12 protein-coding genes and 2 pseudogenes are annotated in these 18,993 nt (G+C 69.8%); 5 read left to right on the top strand and 9 right to left on the bottom strand.

Going from position 1 to position 18,993, the window contains the following annotated elements; all coding sequences use genetic code 11:
• Positions 1-4 precede the first annotated feature (4 nt).
• Positions 5-223, top strand: a pseudogene (locus tag CGL27_RS01250) (transposase family protein); the annotation flags it as partial.
• 20 nt (positions 224-243) lie between these two features.
• On the opposite strand, the gene CGL27_RS01245 reads toward CGL27_RS01250, so the two are convergent.
• On the bottom strand, positions 244-921 hold the full coding sequence (locus CGL27_RS01245) for a TIGR00266 family protein (RefSeq protein WP_119983845.1): 678 nt from the start codon (positions 919-921) through the stop codon (positions 244-246).
• 211 nt (positions 922-1,132) lie between these two features.
• Between CGL27_RS01245 and CGL27_RS01240 the strand changes: the two genes are divergently transcribed.
• Complete coding sequence (locus CGL27_RS01240; protein WP_119983844.1) at positions 1,133-2,674, top strand: ISL3 family transposase; 1,542 nt, start codon at positions 1,133-1,135, stop codon at positions 2,672-2,674.
• Positions 2,675-3,256: 582 nt separating this feature from the next.
• Here CGL27_RS01240 and CGL27_RS01235 read toward each other — a convergent pair.
• From CGL27_RS01235 to CGL27_RS01195, 8 genes and pseudogenes are all read right to left on the bottom strand, one after another.
• Positions 3,257-4,483 (bottom strand): lanthionine synthetase C family protein, encoded by a 1,227-nt coding sequence (locus tag CGL27_RS01235; RefSeq protein ID WP_119983842.1) that lies wholly within the window; start codon positions 4,481-4,483, stop codon positions 3,257-3,259.
• On the bottom strand, positions 4,480-7,332 hold the full coding sequence (locus tag CGL27_RS01230) for a lantibiotic dehydratase (RefSeq protein ID WP_119983841.1): 2,853 nt from the start codon (positions 7,330-7,332) through the stop codon (positions 4,480-4,482). Before CGL27_RS01230 ends, CGL27_RS01235 begins: the two co-directional genes overlap by 4 nt.
• 73 nt (positions 7,333-7,405) lie before the next feature.
• The gene (locus CGL27_RS01225) at positions 7,406-7,612 is read right to left on the bottom strand and encodes a hypothetical protein (RefSeq protein WP_078646996.1); all 207 of its coding nucleotides are present in this window, start codon (positions 7,610-7,612) and stop codon (positions 7,406-7,408) included.
• Between the two features lie 81 nt (positions 7,613-7,693).
• Positions 7,694-8,917 carry a methyltransferase, FxLD system gene (gene fxlM / locus CGL27_RS01220; protein ID WP_162952835.1) on the bottom strand — a complete coding sequence of 408 codons (1,224 nt, stop codon included), beginning with the start codon at positions 8,915-8,917 and terminating at the stop codon, positions 7,694-7,696.
• 639 nt (positions 8,918-9,556) lie between these two features.
• A complete protein-coding gene (locus tag CGL27_RS51360) occupies positions 9,557-11,593 on the bottom strand; it encodes a TauD/TfdA family dioxygenase (protein WP_240450301.1) in 2,037 nt (678 codons plus the stop codon).
• On the bottom strand, positions 11,554-11,793 hold the full coding sequence (locus CGL27_RS51355) for a hypothetical protein (RefSeq protein WP_240450300.1): 240 nt from the start codon (positions 11,791-11,793) through the stop codon (positions 11,554-11,556). The genes CGL27_RS51360 and CGL27_RS51355 overlap by 40 nt, the downstream gene beginning before the upstream one ends.
• 1,000 nt (positions 11,794-12,793) lie before the next feature.
• A pseudogene (locus CGL27_RS01200) lies at positions 12,794-13,866 on the bottom strand (NmrA family NAD(P)-binding protein).
• A 295-nt stretch (positions 13,867-14,161) separates the two neighbouring features.
• On the bottom strand, positions 14,162-15,025 hold the full coding sequence (locus CGL27_RS01195; RefSeq protein ID WP_119983837.1) for a LuxR C-terminal-related transcriptional regulator: 864 nt from the start codon (positions 15,023-15,025) through the stop codon (positions 14,162-14,164).
• A gap of 110 nt (positions 15,026-15,135) precedes the next feature.
• Between CGL27_RS01195 and CGL27_RS01190 the strand changes: the two genes are divergently transcribed.
• Genes CGL27_RS01190 through CGL27_RS01180 form a run of 3 tightly spaced genes read left to right on the top strand, consistent with a single transcriptional unit; the run spans position 15,136 to position 18,847 of the window.
• Positions 15,136-16,878 carry an AMP-binding protein gene (locus CGL27_RS01190; protein WP_119983836.1) on the top strand — a complete coding sequence of 581 codons (1,743 nt, stop codon included), beginning with the start codon at positions 15,136-15,138 and terminating at the stop codon, positions 16,876-16,878.
• The gene (locus tag CGL27_RS01185; RefSeq protein WP_078638070.1) at positions 16,875-18,080 is read left to right on the top strand and encodes an acyl-CoA dehydrogenase family protein; all 1,206 of its coding nucleotides are present in this window, start codon (positions 16,875-16,877) and stop codon (positions 18,078-18,080) included. Before CGL27_RS01190 ends, CGL27_RS01185 begins: the two co-directional genes overlap by 4 nt.
• Entirely contained in the window at positions 18,077-18,847 is a 771-nt protein-coding gene (locus CGL27_RS01180; protein ID WP_078638069.1) for an SDR family NAD(P)-dependent oxidoreductase, read from the top strand. Before CGL27_RS01185 ends, CGL27_RS01180 begins: the two co-directional genes overlap by 4 nt.
• Positions 18,848-18,993: the final 146 nt, after the last annotated feature.

Genomic DNA, 18,993 nt, shown 5'->3' with positions numbered 1-18,993 from the left:
CCGCGGCGGCACCGTGCGAGTTCCCTACTGGGGGCGCTGGGAGACTCTCTCCCCTGGCCAGCGGGCCGTCAACTGTTCACACGCGAAGATCCGTGCACTCGTCGAACAGGCCATGGCCACCCTCAAAACCTGGCGGCTCGTGCGCAAACTGCGATGCTCTACCAGCCGTATCACCAGCCTCGTCCAGGCCGTCCTCACCCTGCACCTGGCATGCTCAAACTGAGGTTGGAAAAGGCCCAGTCCCTAGTTGCGGCTGAAGGGGAGCTCGTCGGTGAGCCAGGTGACCAGTTCCGACGGGTTGCGGCTCTGGGTCCACAGCCGGCCGGGGCCAGTGAATTCAAAGACCAGCCCTTCGCCGGACTTCAGCGTGTTCATGAGCCCGCGGCTCGCCTTGCGAGTGGTGAACGAGACGCCGTCGTCGAACGCGACCATATGGCCCGAGTCGAGGACGATCCCCTCGTCGGGCTTCAGCTCGACGAGGTCGAGGGCGCCGTAGCACGACGCGAGCACCTGTCCCTTGCCTTCCGCCTGCACCAGGAAGCCGCCCTCGCTGCCGACCAGGTTCCGCAGCCCGCCCCACTTGGTGTCGATGTCGACGCCCTCCGACGAGCCCAGCCAGGCTCCGCGCGCGAGGTTGAGGCCGCCTTCGACGTCGATGGCGGTGAGGTCGCCGGGCAACCGCGCGGCCAGGTCGACCCAGCCGCCCCCGGCGCCCGCGGTCAGCCGCGACACGAACATGGACTCGCCGCCCAGCACGCTGCGCTTGAGCCCTTGGAACAGGCCGCCCTCGGACTTGGCCTCGACCTCCACCCCGGTGGAGGTGGCCATCATCGCCCCCGCCTGCGCCCGGATGCTCTCGCCCTCGGCCAGGGCGATGCGGGCGGCGGCGAACGACGGGTTGTGGCGGACTTCGATGTGCATGACTACCTCTCGTAGCGATGATGCTTTCGACGCTACGGGCGGTGGGGCGGCGTGCGCCTCGGCCGAGTGGCCGGAGCATCCCCGCCAGGCCGCCGCATCACCCCCGCCGAGTGGCCGAGGCGCCCGTGGCTGGTCGGCCGAGGTGCGGGTCTGAAACGAACGGCCCTGTCTCACATTCGGTGGTGACGGAGAGTCGTGAGGTGTCGTTGTCATTCGCGTGAAGGATGTCAACGAGCTTGTGCAGATGGTGTTTTCCGGTCTGGCCCCACTGGTCATAGAGGATGTGGCCGACGAGGGTGAGCGGATCGTGGTGCGGGCCCAGACTCCGCAGGAGGCCGCGGTCTGTCCGGTGTGCGGGGCGTCGTCGAGGCGGGTGCACGGCTATCACTGGCGGACGGTGGCCGACGTGCCGGCCGACGGGCGGCGGGTGGTGGTCCGTGTGCGGGTGCGACGCTTGGTGTGTCCCACGCGCGGTTGCCGGCAGACCTTCCGCGAGCAGATGCCCGGAGTGCTGGAGCGTTACCAGCGACGCACGGCGCGTCTGACCAGGCAAGTCAAGGCTGTGGTCAAGGAGTTAGCGGGCCGGGCGGGATCACGTTTGCTGGTGATACTCGCGGCGGGCCTGTCTCGCCACACGGCCCTGCGCGCCCTGCTGCGCATCTCGTTGCCCACCGGGCGGACGCCCCGGGTGATCGGTGTCGACGACTTCGCTCTGCGCCGACGGCACCGCTATGCCACCGTGGTGATCGATGCCGAGACGCATGAGCGGATCGATGTGCTGCCCGACCGCACCGCCGACACTCTGGAGGCGTGGCTGCGCGAGCATCCGGGGGTCGAGGTCGTGTGCCGTGACGGCTCCGCGACCTATGCCGAGGCCATTCGCCGCGCCCTGCCCGACGCGGTGCAGGTCGCGGACAGGTGGCACCTGTGGCACAACCTGTGCGAAGCCGCCCTGAGCGAGGTGAAGGCACACAGTACCTGCTGGGCCGCCGTGCTGGACGCGCCCCTGTACGAAGGGCCCCGCGCACAGACGACCCTGGAACGCTGGCACCAAATCCACGGCCTGCTCGAGAAAGGCGTGGGCCTGCTGGAGTGCGCCCGTCGCCTGCAACTGGCCCTGAACACCGTCAAACGCTACGCGCGAGCCGACCGGCCCGAGCGGGTGCTCCGCGTCCCCAAGTACCGTGCCAGCCTCGTCGACCCCTACCGCGAGCACCTGCGCAAACGTCGCACCGAGGACCCCGCCGTCCCCGTCAGCCACCTCTTCGAAGAGATCAAGCCCCTCGGGTTCACCGGCTGCCTGAACCTCCAGCAAAAGTATATCAACCAAGGCCGCGCGGACGCTGAACGCAGCCACATCTCCCCGCGCCGACTCGCCCGGATGATCCTCACCAGGCCCGACAACCTCAAGGCCGAGCAGCGCGATCTGCTGGCGCGAATCACCGCAGCATGCCCCGAGATGACCCAACTGGCCGCCGTTGTCTGTGGCTACGCCGAACTCCTGACGCCTTGCGCAGAAAATGCCGACGGGCTCTCGCGCTGGATCGTCCAGGTCCGTGCAGCCGATCTGCCTCATCTGCGGGCCTTCACCCGGGGCCTGGAGCGGGACCGCGACGCCGTGGTCGCCGCGCTCACGCTTCCGTACAGCAACGGCCCCACCGAGGGTGTCAACACCAAGACCAAGCGCATCGCGCGCCAGATGCACGGACGAGCAGGCTTCACCCTCCTTCGCCACCGCATCCTCCTCGGATAGCGGCACGCTCCGTCACCACCGAATGTGAGACAGAGCCGACTACGTGACAGACCCGAAAGTCTGACAGAGCCCCTCGTTTGACAGGCCCATTTCGCATTGTGCGGAGTTCGTACAGCAGTCGAAATTCATCCTGGAACGTTCAAAAGCGGTCACCGTGCTGGCCGTTGCGAAGCCTGGTGGTCATATGATCAAGGTCTGCGTGAAGCATCGCACCCGTACCGAAGCACGCAGAATGACGGTCGAGCCACGGGTGGGGCGCCCAGAGGGCCGAGGCGAGGGTGTGGGACGTGGGCAAGCTATTCTCCCGGGGAATGAGCGGCTTACGGTATGGGCGGTGCGTTTACTGTCGAAGACAGGCCCGTCTTGTCGTAGAGCTGGCCTAAGGTATCGGCTTCAGCGAATGATCAAGGAATCAGAGGCACGCAGGATTTCATGAACGGCCCGTCGAGCTACTCGTGCAGCTCAGCGGGCTGGCACTCACGTCCACACGGGGCTTCTTCACAGCTTCTGAGGCCCTTCTGATCTTTATCGTGGTGCGCAGCTCGTATTGGAACGAGAATCAGGCAGTGCCAGGCGTCACAACTAGGACAGCAGGACGAGGCAGTCCCAGGCATTGGCCGGGCTGGCTGGCAGTAGGCCGCTGAGGTTGGCGAGGGCCAATGCGGTACCGGTTCGGCCGGTGAGGAATCCGTGCGGGCGTGAGGTCACGGCGGAGGTCAGTGTGATGTGAGCGGCGCGGTCTGCCAAAGGGCGGCAGGAGAGGCGGAGGGCGCTTTGAAGGATGCCGGCGCTGCCATGGCAGAGGGCGGTGCCTTCGGTGTCCCAGTCTTCGGGCGGCTGTGCGGCGAGGGCGTTCATGGCTGTAGTAGCGGCGCGGTTGAGTGCCGGGAGATCAAGGGCGTGGCCAGCGCTGGCGAGAGCGGCGCCGATGCCGGGGGTGCCGTAGCACCAGGCGGTGGTGCGTCCTGTGACGGGGGCAGTTCCTCCTGAGCTGTTATCCAAGACGTTCCCGCTGATGTGGGGTGGCCAGGTGTTTTCGGGGGTTTGCCAGGTGAGGAGCCACTGGGCTGCGGTGTGGATTGCGTCGGGTTGCCCTGGAACGGTGTGTCCGGCTCGTTGAGCTGTGGCCAGGAGAGCTAGAGGTCCGGCGATGCCGTGAGCGAGACCGGTGGTGGCGGCGCCGGAGGGCGGGATGTTGACGGTGGGTGGGTGAAGGGTGGCGGGAAGCCACCAGCCCGGGCGGGTTCCGACGGGGGTGAGGATCATGTGGGTAAGGGCCGTTAGGGTCGCGCGTAGTCCTGGTTCGGCGTCGGCGCGGTGTCCGCGGTTGTGGGCGGAGAGAAGGACGCGGCCGATGCCGGTGAGCCCCTTGATGGCGTCGTAGACCGCCCAAGGGGTGGCTTCTGTGCGGGCGGCGCGGTGGTGGTGATGGTGAGCGAGTGCGGTGGCGCGGGCGGAGAGCCAGGCTGTGGCGCGGGGCAGCAGGGCCTGGTGAGGGTCGCGGGAGGGAAGGTAGCCGGTACCGATGATCAGGGAGGCAGCGAGGGCTCCGGGACCGGTGTGGATGCCGTCCGCAGGCGCCTTGGCCAACGTGCGGGCGGTGGCGTCCCAGTGGGCCGCGGCCGTGGTGGCTGAGCCGGGTTCGGTCTCGGCGAGGCAGGCGTGCAGGAGGGCGGTGCCGGCGAGCCCGTAGCACAGGGTGTGGGCGGCCCGGTCCGATATGGAAGCGGCCACGTCGCCGGGGATGCGCAGGTCGCGCGCGATGTCCAATGCGCACGCGGCGGCCTGGGCGTCGATGGTGGTGCTCATCGGCGGTGCAGGAAGTCGGCGGCCAGGGTCCGCATGATCTGTTCGATTCCTGGGTCGACGGTGAGCATGCGGTTGGCGTGCATGTGGATGACATCGCTGGCGCACTGGGCGGCGGACTGCTGGGGAACGGCGTCGCGGTAGGCGATCAGTGCGGCGCGTCGCTCTGCGTAGGCAGGGGCGAGACTGGCGGGAATGAGCGCGTTGGAGGCGTCAGCGAGGCGGGGGCGGAGGGCGTCACGGTGGCGGCGCTGGTCTTGGGTGAGGCGGCCAGGGCCGAGGGCGGAGTGGGGCTGGCCGGGTGCAAGGGTGCGGGCGATCTCGGCAGCGCTGGCAGCGGCGGCGAGAAGGCGCACGTCCTCGGTATGGGGGAGGGCGGCCAGGGCGAGACGACTGTCGGCGCAGAAGAGGTCTTCGACTGCGGTGATGGCCTGAGGCCCGCCGTAGCGCTCGATCTCCTGTTCATACGGCTCCAGGCGCAGAGCGCTGGAGCCGAGCAGCCTGCGCTGATGTAGCCGGTCGGCGAGGCGGGCGAGTTGTGGCTGGATGCGGGTGGCGAGCGTGTGGGGTTCGGCGTGGAAGCGCAGGCGCAGGTGGGGTCCGAGGGCCGGTGTGGTGTAGCGCAGCCAGAACCAGCGGTCGACGTCGTCGGGGAGGTTGGTCAGCAGCGGGGCGAGTTCGGCGAGGACGGTGTTGTGGAGGTGGCCGGGTGCGGAGAGGGCGGCTGAAAGCCAGTTGCTGCCGGGCAGGTGGGTGCCGGTGCCCGCAGCGCGCAGTGCGTGGCGCGGGTCGGACGGCGTGTGATGTGGGGTGTGGCGCCGTGTGAGGGGGACGACGAGGTCGATCAGGTGGCGGCCGCCGTTTGGACCATCGACCACGGCCAGTTCCTCGGGTGCTGCGAAGGGTTCGGCCAGGGCCCGGGTGCCGCGGTGGATGCTGCGGCGCAGCAGCTCGCGCTGCCCGGCTTGGCGCAGGTCGAGGGGGAGGCGGCGGTCGGCCTCCTCAGCGACCAGTACGGACGGGGGCGTGGGGCGAGTGCTGGTGCGCCAGGCCAGCAGGTTGGTTTCGAAGGCGGAGCGGTGGTTCGCGGTCGTGGAGAGGGAGTTGGGCAATCGCCAGCGTGCGGGGGCGAGAAGGATGTCGCGGTAGCGCACGCGCGGGGTGTAGGGCCAGCAGAACAGCGGGCCCCAGTTCCAGGGGTGCCACGGCCGGGTTCCGGCATGGCCCAGAAGGTGGAGCAAGTACGCGGCCGGCGGCAGGAGCCGGGGCGCGAGGCGGCTGTAGAGCACGGGTATAACTGGCCTGTGGTGGCGAGTGGACCACAGTTGCAGATGGGTCCCGGTAGTGGTGACGGCGAGGTCGTGGGGGAGGAGATCACCGGGCCGGGCGGGAACGTCGAGCGGGATGCGCCAGGGTGCGCAGCCGGTCTCGACGGCCAGTGCGCCGACGGAGGTGCGGGGGCGGCAGACGATTTCCGCGATCATGGGTCCGCCGCCGGTGTCGGTCTCCTCACGAGGGGCGAGGCCGGGGAGCCACCGTATCCAGCGGCCGGGGGCGGCTCCGGCGTTCTGGGAGCCCGTGGCGGGGCAGACCGCGATGCGCAGTCCGTTCGCCCCGCGCAGCAGTTGGACGTGGATCTCGGCGGTGCACGGCGGCGGCAGGGGCGAGGGATTGGTGAGCTGGTCGATGTGCTGCTCGGTGAGGACGAGTTCGCCCTTGCCGTCTGACAGGGCGTCGGCGAGCAGCCTGGCCAGGGCAGCGGTGCGACGCGGGTCGGGTGCCTCGTCGGTACCGATCGCGTCGTGAGGGCCGGGTGGGCCGAGACCGGTGACGGGGTCGAGAGCGTCCAGCAGCGGCACGAGCCGCTGGCGGCCGTAAGCGGCGCAGAAGCGCCGGTGATACTCCGTCAGCGGGCCGGTTCGGTGACCGATCCGCCACAGTAATGAGGCGGCTACGGCGGCTTGCTCGCCCACCGCGGGAGGCAAGGCGATCTCGGCGTCGGCGAGGGTGTCCACGGCCAGCGGCCGGCTTGTGTGGTGCAGCGTGTCGGCCAGGTCCCGGGCCTCTGCCAGCAGCTTCCGCCTCTGCAAGGCGCCGGGCGGGTGCGCATCGCACTGCTCCAGCAGACCGCCCAGATGAGTCAGCAAAGTCCGTGCTGACGCTGTGGCCGGGAGCTTGCCCAGCAGGTGCTCCAGCGGGGCCGCGCGCAGGTCGGCGGGGAGCAGGTTGGTCCACAGCAGACCGGTATCGATCATGTCGAGCATGGCGCGGGCAGCCTTCTGCGGGGCGGCGCCCGGATGGCGGCGGAGAAGTTCCGCGAGAAGGGCAGCAGCTGACGCCCCGTCGCGGCTGGCTTCCAGCAGCCAGCGCGAGACCTCGGTGGCGCGCACGCTGGCAAACCGTGCCCCCGTGGAGACGGCATGCTCGATCTCCAGCCGGTCCCCTCTGGCGGTGGCTGAGGACGCGGCGGTCAGGGTGAGCGCGGGCAGCAGATCAGGCTCGTCATGGAGCAGCCGGTTTGCTATTTCGGTCAGCCAGGTGGGGCTGAGCGCAGTGACGGCCCGGTGGGCTTCCCCCAGCCACATGGTGGGAGAAGCGGCTGTGAGCACAGCGGGGGCGACCCCGGCGAACACCCCGTGCGGGGTGGTACGGAGTCGGGAGCGCAGATCGTAGGCGCAGCGCGTCACTCGTCCGCTCTCCGTGGCCTCGGCAGCGGCCCGCGCAGCGCTCCGGCTGGCCATGAAGACCGCTTCCTCCAATAGATCGCCGCAGTCACTGCCGTCGGGATGGAGGAAGGGGCGCAACGGGATCCGGGCCATCGCCATGGAGTGGGAGTCGAAGAGCCTGCGCATCAGCCGTCCCTTCGAGAGCACCGATCAGGGAGGTCGGGCGCGAGCAGCGCGCGCCCGACCCCAAGTGCATGTGTCAGCAGCCGGTCGTCGGGCCCTGCGGTGGCGACTCCCCGCAGCCGTCCCCAGTGGTGTCGCCCTCGTCGTCCTCGTCGCCGCCGAGCCAGCCCCCCAGTCTTCCGATGTCCTCCTGGGTGGGGTCCAGGTCGAAGGCGTCGGCAAGTTCCTCGGGCAGCTCGGCCAGTTTTCTGGTCGGTTGTGCCTGCGGTGTCGGTGGTGCCATCTTTACTCCCTCCACTCGAGCCTCCCGGGCTCAACGCCGGGAGGCGTGGATCCGGACCGCCCCAGCGGGCCGTCCGAGTCTTCAGGTGATCACCAAACGCACGTTGGGCTTGTCGACGGTCACTTCGCCGAGGCTGTGCTCCCGGACGTCGCGGCGGTAGGCGCGCACAACAGGCTCCCCCGCACTCCTGGCCTCGCGGTCGAAGCGGCCCACAGCGTCGGCCAGGTGAGCGGCGAGGCGCTCGCGGTCCGGGCCATGGGCGATTACCCCCAACTCGTAACGCCCTTCCGTCGCCTGCGGGGCAGGGCGCAGCGTGACATAAGCCAGCGAATCCCGATGCCACACCGCGGGCGCGCCCCTGCCCAGCACCCAGCCGACCAAGCCACGCTCGGCCGCAGCCTGCGTGGCGCGCAGCCTGCCGTAGGGGGCGATTGCGCCCGCAAGCCACACGTCCAACCGTGGCAGCAACCCTTCCGAGCTTCCCAGCTCCACCCGGGCCCAGTGCTCATATCGGGGACTGGTGAACGCTGCGGCCAGCGCATCGGCGTCGGCAGGCTGATTCTCGTCGACGACCAGTCGCACCTCCTGTCCAGCCAGGCGTACGACGCGTGGTGCGTGCGCACCGTCGCCTTGAATGGCAACGAATCCGGAGACGATGAGTGTGTCGCTACGCAGATGATCCTGCTTGCGGGCGAAGGCGATTGTGCGGGAGAGGCCGCGGAAACGTAGCGGCACTACCAGCCGTCCCGTGGGGGCGAGTTGATCCAACCAAGCGGGCGACAGGTCGGCGGCTCCGACGGTGACAACAATGCGATCAAATCCCTGGGCCGGAGCGTCCTGAAGCGGCTGGATACCGTCCGCCTCTCTGACCCGCACCTGCCCGTAGCCAGCTTCGGCGAGTAGCCTGCTGGCCCGCGTGGTGATGTCGGGATCAATGTCCACAGTGGTCACCGACCCTTGATCGCCAACTAACTCCGCCAGCAGCGCTGCATTGCACCCTCCGGAGCCGATCTCCAACACCCTCATGCCGGGAGCCACCTGCGCCGCCTCCAGCATCCGGGCATGCAGCCATGGAGCCGAGACCGAACTGACCGGCTTACCCTGCGAGTTGCGTTTGATAAAGACCGCCTCCGGCGCCCCGTACACCTCTGTGGCAGACACCTCGGGGACAAAAAGGTGCCGCGGCACCTTGCCGAAGGCAGCCTCCACCCCAGGCGAGACGAGCGCCCCTTGCTCCCGCAGATCCTCCACCATCCGCTTGCGTAGAACCTCCGGCGCCTCCGCATCAACAGCGGTCTCGGTCACGCAGAACTTCCTTCCAGTCGCCCTGCAGACCCTCGGCACCGTACTGGCGAGAGCCCGGTCGGGAAAGCTGTCATGGAACCACTCCACACCGTGATCGCGGGGCTTGCACCAACACTTACCAGCCATCGCGACGGCTGCCATTGCTGGCAGGATTCGCAAAGTTGTGCGGACCGCCCCGTGGCAGGACCGCATCAGGGCCGCAAAGCCCTCGCAGTCCACCTCGACGCCCCGCAAGGCGGGTGGCAGGTGCTCTGCGAGAGCGGAGAGTGCGGCACGATCGGCCCACGAAATCCGCGGCCACTCCACCTGCCGACGGAGCGCAAGGATCTCATGACGCAGAGCAAGGGTCTCGGCGTTGCTCGCAGCGGACGAACGGCCCAGCAGGAGGGCGCAATCCAGTAGTCGGCAGAAGATCAGGTAGAGCAGTCGCAGTCCCACGTTCCGTGATCATGCCCAAACTCGGGCCATCGCAAAGCCCATGGTCAGCCACCCTACGGCAGTGAAGAGACCCTTCAGCTCCAGCAGGGCCCGTTCGGCAGCGGATATGTCGGACGGGTGGTGGCGACGGGAAGCGGCGGGCATCGCGTGCTCGGCAGACGGGCGCGGCCGGGAGTGACCAGCCTGAGAGGCGCAGCCCCATCAGTTCCCGGGCATCGCGTCCGTGGGGGCGATCGCGCAGACCGGACGGGTGCGGGCGGCGTACGAGCGGGCCGCGGCGATCAGTCCGAAGCCCAGGCCGCCGAAGGCCGGCCCGCCGAACAGCACCATCCAGGTGATTCCCGCGCTGGAGGTGAACGCCCCGTCCGGTGCGATCCGCGGCAGCACATCCGCGGCACTGAGCGGGGCGTAGACCACGAGGACGACGCCGTACACCGACAGGCCGATCGCTGACAGCCACGCCGGGAGGAGTGGCAGGAGCCGGGGCACCCGCCGCCCGGTGAGGAGGAGTGTCCAGCGTGGGAACACCTGGACCCAGGGGTACATCAACCCCAGCAGCAGGAAGATCCCGGCCAGCGCGGCCAGGACGGTGACGTCGATGCCCACTGAGACGAGCGCTTTGGCCACGCCTGAGCCGCCCGCGTTCTCCTCGCGCCACTTCTCCGCCGTGACGCTCAGCGCGTCGCCGCCGAGCGTCCAGATGGTCTTGACGACCGCCCACGGCAGAAGCCCGCACATCAGCAGGTACACCTGGATCCGGGTCCGCCGGGACGCCACGGAGGCGGGCGGGTGGACCAGCGGCCCGCAGCCGCCGCCGGTGTGCCCGGCCCCGCACCGCGGACACCGGCCCCGCAGCCGCCGCCGGTGGGAGACGCCGACCAGCAGCAGCAGGCCCAGGCCCACGGTGTTCAGCAGGACATGGGCGAAGCCGGTGGCGCTCTCCACACCCGATAACGACGCCAAGGTGACGACGTACGCGGGCAGGCTCGCCATGCCCATCGCGAAGACGGGGACGGCCACGGCCAGTACCGCCGCCACCGCCACCCGGCCGCGCCGGGCCAACGGCCGGGGGGTGGCCAGGCAGGCCCCGGAGGCCAGCAGGGCCCCGGCGGCCAGCGCGAGCTGGACGCCGGGTGCGTAGGCCACATGCGGCGACCAGGGCACGGTGGTGCCCGCCGCGGCCCAGACCACCTGGACGGCGGCGTACAACACACCCCACACCGCAGTGACGTGGGGCGCCCACCGGGGCCACCGCCGCGGCCACACCCGCCACCCGGGCTCCGGGGACGGCAGCCCGGGGCGGGCCGGGGTTTGCGCGGGAACAGTCACCGTGACATCCGGTTTCGCGGTGCCGATACTCAAGCCTGTCCGGTAGCGGCGGCGGGTGCATCCGTCCCGGGGGCGACCCCCTCCACCGCGCGGGGGAGGGCGGATGAGCCTCGCGGATGATACTCCGCCCCTGCCCGTGCGACCCGCGGGGCCGGGCGAATCAGAACAGAACGTTTCCGTTGCCGGCTGGGTGGGCCCGGGTACGGCGGTGGTCCAGAGGATGAAGGTGCGGTGCAGCCACCGGTCGTAGCCGTCGTACTTCGGCTGGTACGCGGTGCGCCCGTGGATGGCGATGCGGTTGTCCACGACGGCCATCTCGCCCGGCCGCAGGAGCGGCGTCCGCGCGCCGTCGAGGAACGCGCCCCGTAGGGACTCCAACGCCACCTTCGCCTCGTCGTCGTTGGCGGTCGTCGCGTGGAAGTCCACCTTCACGTCGGGATCGTCCGGGTCGTCCCTGAGCACCGCGTGTGCGGGGCCGGGGCCGCCGCCGCGGAAGGACGGCGGCGGGGCGGTGGTGAAGCGCTCCTCCTGCAGGACGCGCAGCGTCCCGGGGCTCAGCAGCTCCAGGGCGGTGCGGATCGACGACACCACCGTGCCCTCGTTCAGGGGCTCGTCATTGCGCAGACAGAGCAGGCTGACGTAGTCGGGGCAGTGCGGATGGAACGCGTTCTCCACGTGCAGCTCCAGCGGGGTGGAGCCGGCATTGCTCTGCGACCCCTCGCGGCCGGGCACGGGCACCACGTTCTGGACGAGCGCACCGGACTTCTCGTCCCGGTACGCCGCTATCTCGCCGATCTGCAGGGTGACCATCACGGCGACGGCAGCGGGCACGGTGGCGGTGCGCTCCACCGACTCGGGCACGGTGGGAGTCAGGCGCAGCTCCGCTTCGTCCACCGACAGGTTGCGCACGATGAGAACGCCGTCCCGGCCGGGGTCGTGGCGATAGAGGCGGGCGGCCTCCCGCAGCCGCAGCGGAAGACGCAGGACATTCTTCGGGCTTCGGCCACCCAGTGCGGATCGTCGATGAGGCCGGGAGGGGTGGCGGCCAGTTCGGCCGCCAGGGCGCCCGTCTCCCGGCGGTCCTGGGCGGACAGGTTCACAGTGGTCATGTCTTGTCTCTCCTAGAGGTCCTCAGGGCCGACCTGCGACGCCGGCACAGGTCAGCGCGCCGGGGTCGCGCGGCGGGGGCACCGTTCGGAAAGGCGGTGCTACCTGCGGTGACGGTGCGGCGCGGTTTGCGGGCCGCCCACCGGGGCGTAGGACCGCGAGACTACGCGAGAGGGCATGGGCGAGTATGACGAGAGTGCCCGAGCGGGACAACGACGCGTAGCGGCAGGCCTGGCGCTGGTCGCGTCCGATCAGCACGCCGGCCCTCGTCGCCGTCGGCAGGCGCCGCATCGGAGGGGCGGCGCCTGCCGATCAGGAGTCAGGAGCGGGCCTTGCCCGAGAAGATCTCGGTCTTCACTCCGACCGCGCGCCGCTGCTGATCTGCTGGGTGAGCTTGAGCAGTTCCTCGACGCGGTAGATCTCGGCGATCTTGCCGTCGACGATGCGCATGATGTCCTGGCCGTTGATGTCGACCGGGTTGCCGCTGGCGGGAACCCGAAGGCGTCTCCGGTGTGGGTCCCGGTCATCCGCCAGTGGAGCACCACCCAGCCGCCGGGAAGCTCCTGCTGGAAAAGGATCCGGTGCTGCGTGTCGGTGAATCCGTCACGGACCGCGGCGATCGACGCTCGCATGCCGTCGATGCCCGAGGCGGCCTCAGTAGCGGGGTCGTGATCGATCACATTCGGAGCGAACACCTCGTCCGCCCCGTCGACGTTGCCGGTGTCGTAGAGCTCCAACTCGCGCGCGGCGACTCGCAACGCGGTGCTCGTGGCCGAGCGCACCATCTCGCTTGCGGTGTTGGCCGTGGTGATCGCGGTCATGAGGTCCTCCATGGTGTGGTGCGGGCTGAGCCAGCTACGGTTCCCAAAGGAACCAGTTACTTCAAATGCACTAATGGGGGGAGCGTGAGTGATACAGAGCACTCTCCGCCGGAATGGCCGATCGCCGGGTTCCTGACCGTGGGGGACGGGCCCTGGGCAAGACCGAACAGGACGGGTCCGCTTACAACTTGCCCGTCCTGAAGTCCGCGCTGCTCTTGAGGATCGCGGAGTCCATGTTCCAGTTCTCCGGCTGGACCCTCTCCCAGAGGCTTCCCTTGCCGAGTTCCCTGCCCAACTGGTCCTCTCGACGGAACCACTCCTCAGCACTTCTGATCCTGTTGGGATGAATTTCGTCGAGTAGAGCGTAGTCCCTGGTGATGATCCCGTGCTTCCACACATTCCAGAAGCCCGTGAAATTGTCACGGAAGCTCATGGTGCTTTTGTCGTTGGGGTCGGCGTTGTATCCGGCAGGGTGATCGGCAATCCCGGTCAGGTCCGGACTGTTCCAGTATGCGGCCAGGTCGGTGTCGATGTACTGTGCCGGGTGCCCGGTGGCCTTCTCGAATGCGGCAGCCATGTCGGCGTAGGTCATGTGCTCGACGGCGACTTCGAGGTCCATGCCATTGGCCCGTTCCGGATGGTCGAAGAGCCAGCGGACATAGAATCCGCAGTCTTCGAGAGCCACGTGCGGAACGGCTCCCTCACCGAGTGGGACCCGCCAGGTGACGACACCGTCCTCGACGGTGGGCGTCATGGGAGTGAGCGGTGAGATCACCATCTCGATGTAGGGACCCGAGGTGAAGACAGCCGCTCCCATCCGGTCCCTGTTCTTTTCGTTCTGGAACAGCACCCATTCGGCGATGCGGCCCTTGCCGTCGTAGTGGCCGGTGCGGAACAGGGCGTAGTCGAGGTTTCCGTAGACGAAGAACTTGATTCCTTCTTCGATCGCTATCTCATAAGTGCGGATGGCCCAGTAGGTCTCCGTTTTCTCGCCGGTGTTGAACCCGTCGATGTTGATGAACGCTCCGTCGCAGCCGTGAAATCCTTCGCGCAGTACGTCCTCGTCGGCGAATGACCCTTCGATAACGGAAACGTTGCCGAGCGCGAGAAGAGCCTGGGCCCGGGGGAGGCGGCATCCCGCGTGAGGACCTTGACGGAGTACTTCTTGTCGGCGACAAGAGCACGGACAACAGGAATCCCTTGGGCCCCTGTGCCGCCGATGACGAAGATGGTGGAGGTGGCATGAGTAGTCATGTTCTTGACTCCAAAGCGGAAACCGATCGGTTTCTCGTGCGGTACACCGATCGGTTTCCAGGCGGCAAGCGTCCAGGCATCCGGATCTTCACTGTGGTGCGATGCGGAGGGGCCTGCGGGCTCGTGGCGTCCAGCGGCCTGATCGCGTAGGGATCCGCATCGGCAAGGGTCGTCAGGATCCTCGAAGAACTCATGATCCGTAGGCCGTGGGCCCGAGCCCGACCCGCGCCACCGCAGGATGTACGTGCAGACGGAAGACCTTGTGACCTGCGAGGTTCCGACCTGTACGGGAAGACTAGGGAAGCAGACCCTGTCGACGTGCGGCGACCACCGCCTCGAAGCGGGTGCTCGCTCCCAGCTTGCGCATCGCGCTGCGCAGGTAGGACTTGACCGTTTCGGGCAGCAGCGAGAGCCTGCGCCCGGCTTCGGCGTTGCTGCAGCCCAGCGCCACCTGCGCCAGGACGTCGAGTTCCCTGGGCGCCAGGGGCGGGCCCGGCGCCGGGTGGGCGGCGGACGGCGGGGCCAGCCGCCCGGCCATGTCGAGCAGCCGACCGCGCAGGTCGCCGTCGGGCACCTGTTGGGCTATGCGTCGCAACTCGGCGTGGACCTGGCGCAGTTCTTCCAGTGGCACGCCCCGTTGCCCGCCCACGGCAGCGCCCTGCGTGGCGTCCAGCAGACGCAGGCGGTGGTCGACCTCGTCACGGATGACCAGCTCGGCGGCGAGTCGCCGGGAGGCGTCGGCGACCGCTTCGGCCGCCCGGTCCCCGAGCGGGGCCGGGCCGCGGCTGGCCCCGTAGAGCACCGCGCGCACCGTACCGGACACCATGACGGGCACGGCTACGACGGATCGGATCCCTTCCGTCAGCACGGGGCGGTCGTAGTCGTGCGTGATCGAGCGGGCCGATCTGTAGTCGGTCACCTTGGCCGGCCGCCCCGTGGTGAGGACCCGGCCGCCCAGCCCGGCCTCGGCGCGCACCCTGAGACCTCGTAGACCCGCCGTCCGCATACCGATGAATTGCGACAGGCTCAGCAGGGTGTTCTCCACCTGTCCGCCGAACAGGACCGGGATGCCGGAGCGGTGGTGGACCTGGCGGAGCACCTGCCGAAGCGCGTCGCCGTCATCGGGCCGCAGAAGGGTGTCGGGGCCGGAGCGCGTCATCCGTCACCCCTTTCCGGGGGTAGTCCGCCGTCGTCGTGATGCGGAGCATAAACCGCCGTAACACCCCCGCCATAGAGCGGTGACGTGATCGGAAAGGGGATGACGTGGCCATGAACGAACGATCGGCCTCGGTGGTGACCGCGGGTGTCGACGGGCCGCCGGCTGGCCGGGTGCGGGAGTTGCTCGGCCTCTTCGGTGCTCCGGACGCCTGTGCCGCGGAGCTGCTCTGCGACCGGCATCCCGCGGACGCGGTGGCCTTCACGGTGGTCGAGGAGGACCTGACGGCCACGGAGCTCACGTACGCGGACCTGCGCCGCGACTCGGCCCGTTTCGCCGCCGCGCTCGCCGACCTGGGGATCGGCCCCGGCGACGCGGTCGCCACCCTGATGGGCAAGTCCGCCGATCTGGTCGTGGCCCTGCTGGGCATCTGGCGTCGCGGGGCCGTGCACGTACCGCTGTTCACCGCCTTCGCGCCGTCCGCCGTGGCTCTGCGGCTCGGCGCGAGTGCGGCGAAGGCCGTCGTGGTCGACGCGGACCAGCGGGGCAAGCTCGCACCCGGGGAGGACATGCCCGCCGACCGGCCCTGGCTGACCGTGGTCGCCGGGGGTGCCCCCGAGGGCGCGGAGCTGTCCTTCGGTGAACTGCTCGCCCGGTACTCCGGTGACGAGCCGCAGGGCCGCCCGGTCGCGACGGGCGCGGACGCTCCGCTGGTCCTGTTGTTCACCTCGGGCACCACCGGCGCTCCCAAGGGCGTCCCAGTTCCCGTCCGGGCACTGGCCTCCTTCCAGGCGTACCTGGAGTTCGGCCTCGACGTGCGCGAGGACGACGTGTTCTGGAACGCCGCCGACCCCGGATGGGCGTACGGCCTCTACTACGCGATCCTCGGCCCGCTCGCGGCCGGACGCCGCAGCCTGCTGCTGCATGCCGGCTTCAGCCCCGCCCTGACCTGGCAGGTCATGGCCGCTTTCGAGGTCACCAACTTCACGGCCGCGCCGACCGTCTACCGCAGCCTGCGGGCCGCGTCCGACCCGGTCCCCGACGGGCTACGGCTGCGGCGCGCCTCCTCCGCCGGTGAACCGCTCACCCCGGAGGTCGTCTCCTGGTCGGAGCAGGCCCTCGGTGTGGCCGTACGCGATCACTACGGACAGACCGAACACGGCATGATCATCACCGCCGCATGGGCCGATGCCGTCCGGGCACCGGTGCCGCCCGGCTCGATGGGCCGACCGCTGCCCGGCTGGTCCGCCGAAGTGCTGTACGAGGAGCGGGACGAACCCGCCCCTCCCGGCACGCTCGGCCGCGTGGCCCTCAGCGTGCCGGACAGCCCGCTGCTCTGGTTCACCGGCTACACGGGAGCGCCGGAGAAGACCGCTGAGCGGTTCAGCGGCGACGGCCGCTGGTACCTCACGGGCGACGCCGGCCTCAGGGACGAGAACGGCTGCTTCTTCTTCTCCTCCCGCGACGACGACGTGATCATCATGGCCGGGTACCGCATCGGCCCCTTCGACGTCGAGAGCGTGCTCGTACAGCACGACTCCGTGCTGGAGGCGGCCGTCATCGGCGCCCCCGACACCCTGCGCGGCGAGGTGCTGGAGGTGTACGTGGTGCTGCGACCCGGGACACCGCCCGGCGAGGACCTGGTGACGGAGCTCCAGCAACTCGTCAAGCGGAAGTTCGCCGCGCACGCCTACCCGCGGGCGGTGCACTTCACCGACCAGTTGCCCAAGACGCCCAGCGGCAAGGTCCAGCGTTTCCTGCTGCGCCGCAAGCGTGCGCAGGGAACCGGCCTACCGCTGAACGCCCCGACAGGGTCGACCGCCCCGACCGGACCGACCGGAGAGACGAACTCATGACGGCGTACGTGTGCCGCCTGCTGCCCAGCGACGAGGCGGCCGAACTGCTCGACCTGACCCGGGAGATCGCCGACGGTGCCCTCGCACCCCGGGCCGCCGCCGACGAGAGGGCCGAACGCTTCCCGCGTGACGTCTTCCGCACGCTCGGCCGGGCCGGGCTGCTCAGCCTGCCCTACCCCGAGCAGTACGGGGGCAGCGCCCAGCCCTACGAGGTCTACCTGCAGGTCGTCGAGGAGATCTCGGCCAGCTGGGCGAGCGTGGGCGTCGGACTGAGCGTGCACACGCTGTCCTGCTTCGCCCTGGCCGAGTACGGCACCGAGGAGCAGCGCGAGAGGTGGCTGCCCGACATGCTCGGTGGTGAACTGCTCGGTGCCTACTGTCTGTCGGAGTCGCACGCCGGCTCCGACCCGGCCGCGATGCGCACCCGTGCCCGACGGGACGGCGACGCGTACGTACTGCGGGGCGAGAAGGCGTGGACGACCCACGGCGGTCACGCGGACTTCTACCAGGTGATGGCCCGCACCTCCGACCACCGCAGCCGTGGTGTCTCCTGTCTCCTTGTCCCCGCCGAGTCGCCCGGGCTGTCGGCCGACCCTCCCGAGCGCAAGATGGGGCTGACCGGATCGGCCACGGCGACCGTGCGGTTCGACGACGTCCGGGTCCCCGAGGACAGGCGTCTCGGCGAGGAGGGGCAGGGCCTGCCGATCGCCCTCGCCGGGCTGGACGCGGGCCGGCTCGGCATCGCGGCCGTCGCCGTGGGCCTGGCCCAGGGCGCCCTCAGCGACGCGCTCACGTACGCGAAACAGCGGGAGACCTTCGGACAACCGATCGCCGGACACCAGGGAGTCGCGTTCCTCCTGGCTGACATGGAGGCCGCCGTGGACTCCGCCCGGGCCACCATGCTGGCGGCGGCCCGACGCAAGGACGCCGGACTGCCGTACGCCCGTCAGGCCAGCATCGCCAAACTCGTCGCCACCGAGGCGGCGATGCGGGTCACCACCGACGCCGTCCAGGTCTTCGGCGGCGCGGGCTACACGCGGGACTTCCCCGTCGAGCGCTATATGCGCGAGGCCAAGGTCATGCAGATCTTCGAGGGCACCAACCAGATCCAGCGCCTGGTCATCAGCCGCCACCTGGTCCGCGCTCGCACCGAACCCTCCCACCACGTCCTGCGTACCGCACCCAAGGAGCCCCGGGCATGAAACTCACCGGATCCGCCGCCCTGGTCACCGGCGGCGCCAGCGGTCTCGGCCGCGCCACCGCCACCGCGCTGCTGCACGCCGGCGCCCATGTGGTCATCGCCGACCTGCCGTCCTCACCGGGGGCCACCGTCGCCGAGGAACTCGCGGACGTCGGCCCCCGCGTCCGCTTCGTCCCCTGCGACGTCACCGACCCCGACGCCGTGCAGGCCGCGGTCGACGCGGCGAGCGAAGCGGGCCCACTGCGCGTCGCGGTCAGCTGCGCGGGCGTCGCGACGCCGGGCCGCATGCTCTCCCGCAGCGGACCACTGGACCTGGACGCCTTCGCCCGGGTGGTCGGAGTCAACCTCGTCGGCACCTTCAACGTCTTCCGGCTCGCCGCCCAGCGCATCGCCGAGTCCGAGCTCGTGGACGGGGAGCGCGGTGTCCTCGTCGCCACCTCCTCGGTCGCCGCCTACGACGGCCAGATCGGCCAGGCCGCCTACGCCGCGTCCAAGGGCGGGGTAGCCGCCCTCACCCTCCCCGCCGCCCGGGAACTCGCCCAGCACCTCATCCGCGTGGTCTCGATCGCACCCGGCCTCTTCGACACCCCGCTCATGGCAGGACTGCCCCAGGGAGCCCGCGACTCCCTCGGACAGCAGGTGCCCCACCCCGCCCGCCTCGGCGACCCGGCCGAGTTCGCCGCCCTGGTCCGGCACATCGCCGAGAACCCCATGCTCAACGGCGAGGTCATCCGCCTCGACGGAGCCATCCGCATGGCCCCGCGCTGACTGTCCCCACCCCCACCCCACGAGGAGAACCGACCATGCCTGGCCCGCTGACCGGCCTGCTTCGAGGAGCGAGGTCGCTCCCCTCGGGCAGGCGGCGAGCGCAGCGGCACGGTCTGTGGCCTACAAGTCCGCGGAAGGTCAGCGCC

The sequence above is a fragment of the Streptomyces sp. 11-1-2 genome, from assembly GCF_003595545.1.
Taxonomy (GTDB): Bacteria; Actinomycetota; Actinomycetes; order Streptomycetales; family Streptomycetaceae; genus Streptomyces; species Streptomyces hygroscopicus_B.
This window is presented reverse-complemented; position numbering and strand designations above follow the sequence as displayed.

What these genes read in the sequence shown, in the direction of transcription:
- CGL27_RS01245 (WP_119983845.1), bottom strand. Translation starts at nt 921, where the DNA reads ATGCACATCGAAGTCCGCCACAACCCGTCGTTCGCCGCCGCCCGCATC.
- CGL27_RS01235 (WP_119983842.1), bottom strand. Translation starts at nt 4,483, where the DNA reads ATGAGCACCACCATCGACGCCCAGGCCGCCGCGTGCGCATTGGACATC.
- CGL27_RS01230 (WP_119983841.1), bottom strand. Translation starts at nt 7,332, where the DNA reads ATGCGCAGGCTCTTCGACTCCCACTCCATGGCGATGGCCCGGATCCCG.
- CGL27_RS01225 (WP_078646996.1), bottom strand. Translation starts at nt 7,612, where the DNA reads ATGGCACCACCGACACCGCAGGCACAACCGACCAGAAAACTGGCCGAG.
- CGL27_RS51355 (WP_240450300.1), bottom strand. Translation starts at nt 11,793, where the DNA reads ATGACCACTGTGAACCTGTCCGCCCAGGACCGCCGGGAGACGGGCGCC.
- CGL27_RS01195 (WP_119983837.1), bottom strand. Translation starts at nt 15,025, where the DNA reads ATGACGCGCTCCGGCCCCGACACCCTTCTGCGGCCCGATGACGGCGAC.
- CGL27_RS01190 (WP_119983836.1), top strand. Translation starts at nt 15,136, where the DNA reads ATGAACGAACGATCGGCCTCGGTGGTGACCGCGGGTGTCGACGGGCCG.
- CGL27_RS01185 (WP_078638070.1), top strand. Translation starts at nt 16,875, where the DNA reads ATGACGGCGTACGTGTGCCGCCTGCTGCCCAGCGACGAGGCGGCCGAA.
- CGL27_RS01180 (WP_078638069.1), top strand. Translation starts at nt 18,077, where the DNA reads ATGAAACTCACCGGATCCGCCGCCCTGGTCACCGGCGGCGCCAGCGGT.